This is a genomic window from Marinigracilibium pacificum (genome assembly GCF_012926615.1).
GTDB classification, from domain to species: Bacteria; Bacteroidota; Bacteroidia; order Cytophagales; family Cyclobacteriaceae; genus Mangrovivirga; species Mangrovivirga pacifica.
Window position 1 is genome coordinate 54,183 of record NZ_JABBNU010000016.1, and the last position, 6,451, is coordinate 60,633.

The 6,451-nt window shown below is 35.0% G+C and carries 6 protein-coding genes; 5 read left to right on the forward strand and 1 reads right to left on the reverse strand.

The annotated features are described in order from the left end of the window. Positions 1-144 precede the first annotated feature (144 nt). The 5 genes from HH304_RS20570 (at position 145) to HH304_RS20590 (ending at position 5,122) form a co-directional block, all read left to right on the forward strand. Positions 145-906 carry a cyclase family protein gene (locus HH304_RS20570; protein ID WP_169685181.1) on the forward strand — a complete coding sequence of 254 codons (762 nt, stop codon included), beginning with the start codon at positions 145-147 and terminating at the stop codon, positions 904-906. 447 nt (positions 907-1,353) lie between these two features. Next, positions 1,354-3,447, forward strand: coding sequence for a Calx-beta domain-containing protein (locus HH304_RS20575; protein WP_169685182.1), 2,094 nt, complete (start codon positions 1,354-1,356; stop codon positions 3,445-3,447). A gap of 174 nt (positions 3,448-3,621) precedes the next feature. After that, on the forward strand, positions 3,622-3,936 hold the full coding sequence (locus HH304_RS20580) for a DUF3817 domain-containing protein (protein WP_169685183.1): 315 nt from the start codon (positions 3,622-3,624) through the stop codon (positions 3,934-3,936). An 8-nt stretch (positions 3,937-3,944) separates the two neighbouring features. Continuing rightward, the gene (locus tag HH304_RS20585; RefSeq protein WP_169685184.1) at positions 3,945-4,403 is read left to right on the forward strand and encodes a hemerythrin domain-containing protein; all 459 of its coding nucleotides are present in this window, start codon (positions 3,945-3,947) and stop codon (positions 4,401-4,403) included. 272 nt (positions 4,404-4,675) lie between these two features. Then, complete coding sequence (locus HH304_RS20590) at positions 4,676-5,122, forward strand: hypothetical protein (RefSeq protein WP_169685185.1); 447 nt, start codon at positions 4,676-4,678, stop codon at positions 5,120-5,122. A gap of 87 nt (positions 5,123-5,209) precedes the next feature. Here HH304_RS20590 and HH304_RS20595 read toward each other — a convergent pair whose 3' ends face one another. Next, positions 5,210-5,518, reverse strand: a complete 309-nt coding sequence (locus HH304_RS20595; protein ID WP_333908772.1) for a GxxExxY protein — start codon at positions 5,516-5,518, stop codon at positions 5,210-5,212. Between the last annotated feature and the right edge of the window lie 933 nt (positions 5,519-6,451).

Below are 6,451 nucleotides of genomic sequence, written 5' to 3' on the forward strand. Positions count from 1 at the left end.
TCCTTTTTAACTGTCAACTTATTTTAGGACAATAAATATCATATTCGGCATGCGTAATGCTGAAAAAGCAACGCTTAACGGTTGAGATTTTGACTTCAAATTCAAAAGTATATATTTGTTGTTTAATCAACCATAACATAACTCATGAAAATTGTTGATTTGTCAAAACCGATAAAATATAACAAAAATGACCCCTGGTTTATGAAGGTCAAAATAAAGCATAAACCTCACCATAAAGCGAAGTGGCTAATCAGATTATTGGGATTACCTTTCAGGCTTTTTCCAAAGAATTTTGTCGGTTGGGCTGATGATACTATTGAGAAAATGGGAATTCATTCTACCACCCATATTGATGCTCCCTGGCACTACTCTCCTACTGTCAATGGTGAAAAAGCAAAAACCATTGATGAGGTGCCCCTGGAATGGTGCTTTGGCGAAGGATTGGTTATCGATATGAAGCACAAGGAAGACTTTGATCCGATTACAGTTAATGATATTGAAACCTTTTTGTCAGAAAACAGCCTTGAAATCAAGCCTGGGATGATTGTTTTAATACGAACAGGTCGAGACAAGTTTAATGGCACCAAAGATTTTCATAAGAAAGGTACCGGTATGAGTGCTGAGGCCACAAATTGGCTAATTGATAAAGGGATTAAAGTTATGGGTATTGATAGCTGGGGCTGGGATCTTCCCCTGCCCTATATGATTAAGAAAGCAAGGGAGACGAACGATCCGGATTTATTCTGGGAAGCTCACCTGGTTGGTCAGGATAAGGAATACTGCCATATGGAGCAACTGGTAAACCTTGATGCCCTTCCATATACCGGATTTAAAGTGTCAGTTTTTCCATTAAAGATTGTAGGTGCATCAGGAGCTCCGGCAAGGGTTGTTGCTATTTTTGAGTAGATCCAATGGGTCTTGAAGTGCACTGGCGTGCCCCTGGTAAAAGAATCCTCTTGTTCCGTCCTCGTTAAGCGTAGTTGTCGTAGGTGTTTCAACAATTGTTTTTACAAAGAAACAATCGGTTTGGTTAGAAATTTTAAAGGAACTAATTTCGATTGATGTATTCAAATGAACTAATATCGGTTGGGCAGTAAAACGCTTGACTAACCTTTTAAAATTTAACCTTATTTTAGCTGTTATTCGGCACGCGTTATGCTGAAAAAGCAACGCGCGCCAGTATAGATAGGTTGGAAATTTTAAAGGAACTAATATCGATTGGTCCAAGAGGATTATTGAACCAGTACGATACTAAGTCAATGTGTTGTGATCGCGAGTTTATTAAGTACAATAATTTATTTATTTCTTGATATCAAAAAAATTGCTACCTTCAGTAAAAACTACCTTACCAATATGATGAAACGCTACCTGCTATTTACATTATTAGCTTTTTCTGTGAACATGATTTATGGCACACATATAAAAAGCAATACAACGATTGATAATAATGCTGAGTTTAATAAGATATTAAAGAATGAATATTCAATTAATTACCAGACAACAAACCAACCACCGGTATTAACAGGTTTTAATCCGACAACCGTAACCTTTATTGAAGATAGCGGACGAAACACTTTTAATGGTATACTTTCTAATGCTACTTTTTCTGATCCGGATGCCGGAAATGGAGAAGTTGTTTTATACCTGAATATTACTCATGGCTTTATTTCTTTTTCAGCCACCGGCGGGATTCCGGTTCAGTTACAAGGAAACGGATCCAGATCTGCGTCGATTACCGGAACAGTAGCAGCTATCGAACAATATATAAGCATTGATTCAAACATTGGGTATTTGACCGTTACTGATCTTAATGGAGATAATATAGATGCACTTGTTATTTCTGCTAATGATCAGGGAAATACCGGCACCGGTGGAGGCCAAACGGTACAGTTAGGCACTATTCCGATTAATATTACTCCGGTTAATGATGCGCCAAGTTTTGATCTTCCGGCAAATCCTGACCAGGTAAAATTTAAGAACTCCGGAATTCACAATATAAGTAGTTTTGCAACAAATATTTCTGATAATGACGAAGAAGCAACTCAGAGTCTGACTTTTAATGTTACCAATAACAACAATGCGCTGTTTGCCCTACAGCCTTCTATAAATGCACAAACCGGAACCTTGACATTTTCACCAGCTGCAAATGCCGTAGGAACTGCAACAGTAACTGTGAATTTATCTGATAACGGAGGTACTGCAAATGGAGGAGTTAATGTGTCTCCAAACCAAACTTTTCAAATAGAATTTAAAGATTATCCTGTTGTATCCATCCAAAATAGTTCAATCTCGGAAGGAAACAGTGGTACATCCATAATGCAGTTTACCGTTTCACTATCAGCTTCCCCTCCCCAGTCAGTATCTGTGCAGTATTCTACATCAGATGGAACCGCTGAAGCCGGAACAGATTATGTTGCTGCCACTAGCCAGACACTAACATTTGCGGCTTCTGAAACTTCAAAAACTATATCAATTGAGGTTAGCGGGGACAATATTGCTGAGCCTGATGAAACATTTTCGTTAACGATTAGCAATCCGGTTAATGCAACATTAGGTACTTCATCGGCTACCGGAACGATCATAAACGATGATTATTTACCGGTAATTACTACCGGACAATCATTTTCTATAGATGAAAACAGTCCGAAAAATACAGTTATTGGAACGGTAGAAGCAATAGACCAGAATTCGGGTACTACATTACAGGGCTGGACCATTGTAAGTGGAAATTCAGATGTGAATACAAATGGCACCCTTGCTTTTGGCATTAATCAAACAACCGGTGAGTTATTTGTAAATGATTCCTTGGATTTCAATTTTGAAAATACCAATACATTCAATCTCTCAGTATCAGTTAGTGATGGCATAAATACCAGCACCGAAGAAACAGTAACAGTTCAGGTAAATGACGTAAACGAGGCTCCAATAGCTATGGAGCAGCTTGAAAATATAACTGAATCCGAAGGTTTTGAAACAATTAAGATTTACATCCTGGAAATATTTTCAGATCCGGATGGTGACGGACTAAACCTTTCTGCTGCTTCATCTAATGAAAATGTAGCTACAGCATCAATTGAAGCAGATACACTAGTATTGAGAGAGGTTGGTCCCGGGACTACTCAAATTTCATTTAGTGCTTCAGATGGAGAGCTGTCGTCAACAGTTACCTTTGATTTAATTGTTGAAGAAGTACTTGGGATAGATGATTTGAACACCGAATGGATAAGAATTTATCCAAACCCGGTTGTAAATACTTTATCAATAAATACAACTAAAAGTATCAGTGGAAATATAGCCGTTTACTCTATTAGCGGAGCTTTGATTCATTCAGAGAAATTCGAAAACAGAAAGACCCATGAAATTGATTTTTCAAAGCAAGGAAATGGAGTTTATATACTTCATCTGAAAAGCGAAGATGATTTGATAAAAGTGCGGATTATCAAGTGATTATAGAAAGTATTACTATAAACTAACCCGGTCAATTTTGATCAGGGTTAGTTTTTTGTTTTTATAACTACCGGATCATCTGGTGAACATATTGTAGCTAAATCTTTAGCCTATATGTACCATAATTACCAAACTTAGCTACCCACTCAATTCTTTTTAGCCTATTTTTGGCGCATGAATTTAAAATCAGTTATCGGACGCTTCAGGCTTATTGCCATACTGGAAGGAATCAGTTACTTACTTTTTGCGGTTACCATGCCATTAAAATATATGCTGGATATTCCACAGCCTAATTATGTGGTTGGAATGGCACATGGCGTATTATTTATTGCCTATATCTTTCTGGCATTGCAGGCGATATTTGTTTACAAATGGAATATTAAAACCGCATTTATGATTCTTGCTGCTTCGTTGATTCCTACAGCAACATTCTTTGTGGATTCAAAGATACTTAAGCCTGAAAGTGAAAAGCTAAATGAAGCGTTGTAATCTTTTAGATGAATAAACCTTTAAAAAGACATATCTCACTACAACCTGTCAGCAGGGAGCACCACTTCGGACTACTACTTTGCTGGAAGATTAGAACCGGGCTTAAAAATGATATTTCTCCGGAAAGGATAAAGAAATATGTTGACTGGTTCTATCAAAACCACCTTGTGCCTCATTTTAGTTTTGAAGAGAATTTTGTGTTTCCAATATTAGGAAACAAGCATACCTTAATCAAAAAGGCATTAGAAGACCATAAGATCATCACAGAAATGGTTTCTCAGGATAATGACCTTGACCTCTTGCTTCCCAGGCTAGAGCGTACCATCGAAAGACACATCAGATTTGAAGAGCGGATACTATTTAACAAGATCCAGGATATCGCTACAGACGAACAGCTAGAAGAAATCGAAAGCCATCATCATGAAGAAGCATTTCAGGATAACGTCGACGACGTATTCTGGAAATAGTCAGGTGAAATCAAGGGGTTGCAGCCAAAAGCAATCCTGGAATTGATGATTCCAAACCAATTTTAAAATATCCAGATATTCAGGTTACAAATTTTTGCTTACGAGTATTTATAATAAATATTTGATTTTTTTGAATCAAGAGCTATTTTAGGATTTTTAATAGGAATTATTAACAAACGAGCAACGAGTTATAAAAGGAATAAGAGCATTAGAGTTGGGCTTAGTCATTCGTTGGACACAAATGTAAAAACCATATTTAATCGACTATCCATATGACCAAAAAAATATTAATAATCTTTTCTTTTATTTTCCTGAACTTATCATGTTCAAGTAATTTAGACAAAGGCATAATTGGTTGGTGGACAATTGATGAAATCTATCATAAAGACATCAATATTTTTTCTAATATTCTAAGCAACTCGATATATTTTTATTCCAATGGAACATGTGATCTTCCTGTAACACTTGAAAATAAATCTCAAAACAAAGGGGAATGGCAAATATTTGAAAATAACCCCTCAAACTATTCTATTCATATTATGACGGAAAATAAGATATTTAAAGGGGATTATCATATGCAATTTCATAATAACAAAAAGGATAGAATGCTAATGTTAACCTTAGAATCAGACAGCTTAATAATGACTGCTCGGAAAGGATTGTTAAATTATCAAAGTAATTTAAGTCGAATTAAGGAACTTGTCGAAAAAACTAATTAAAAACACCCTTGCTGTTCGAAGTTTACCCCGCTGTTCGAATTTTAGCGATAGCGTAACTTCGAATTTTTAAATTGTCTGAATCAGGATTTAGAGGATTTTAAGATTACCAGGATAATTATTGTACACTTTTTTAATTTCTAAACTTCTTGATCCAAAATTCAGCAATAATCCAATAGCCTTATTGTACGCAACTAAATAATTCTTTGCTTGAGCTAAATGTACATTTTCAAGTGAAATTAATGCTTTGATTTCAACTACAATTTCACCTTCCACAATAAAATCTGCTCTTCTAGTCCCTACTTCAATTCCTTGATAATAAATCGTATGATCTTTTTCTCTTTCAAAAGATAAATCAGCTCTTTCTAATTCAATTGCTAAGCACCTTTGATAAATCACTTCTTGAAATGCGATGCATTCACGAATTCATTAAAATATAATAAATATTTGAGTAAATCCGTTACCTAGATGATTATGCACCCTCATTGCACAACCATTTACTTTATATGTTATTTCATCAAGATCCTTTTTATTCATATCTAATTTTAATAATCCTCAAAATCGCTGAATCCTGAAAATCGAGATTCAGACAAAATGGATTTGATAAAATAACTGAAAATAAAATTGCATTAAAGAAATAAACGGTTATTTCATTTATCTTTTCATAAATAATCATTATACCCCGCTGTATGGCGTTTAGCAATAACATAGCTCCATACTTTTAATGAAAAGCAGGGGTTGTATCCCGGTCATGTGAACCAGGATTCACAGGATTAAAAAAGATTAACAAGATTAAAAAAATATCCCAATGTCCTGTCCCCTGACCAGACACAAATTTTTGAACAAATAGAATAAGCTATAAATCAATAATAGATTTGATTTTGACTAAATCAGGGTTACTTTAAGGGTAATAAAGGGCTTATTGACAAAAACAAAGCATTAGTGCATGTAATAGTTTTTACTTATTAATTTGGTGCATTAATTACAAAACCTATGAAATATATAATTCCAATAATTTGCATTTTTTTAGGGTTTATTTCATTTTCTATTTGGTCGGTTGGTTCGCATGGTCATATGCGTTTTAGACCTCACATGGTTGAAGACTGGTTTTTTTTCCTATTCATCATAATTGGATTTTATGGGTTGTATAAAATATTCAAACTTTCAATTAGGAAAAAGTGAAATAAGATTTAGCCAAACCTTGGCTAATTTTACTGACCCCCCATGCTGTTCGAAGTTTAGCGATAGCGTAACTTCGAATTTTTAAATTGTCTGAATCAGGATTTAGAGGATTTTAAGATTACCAGGATAATTATTGTACACTTTTTTAAT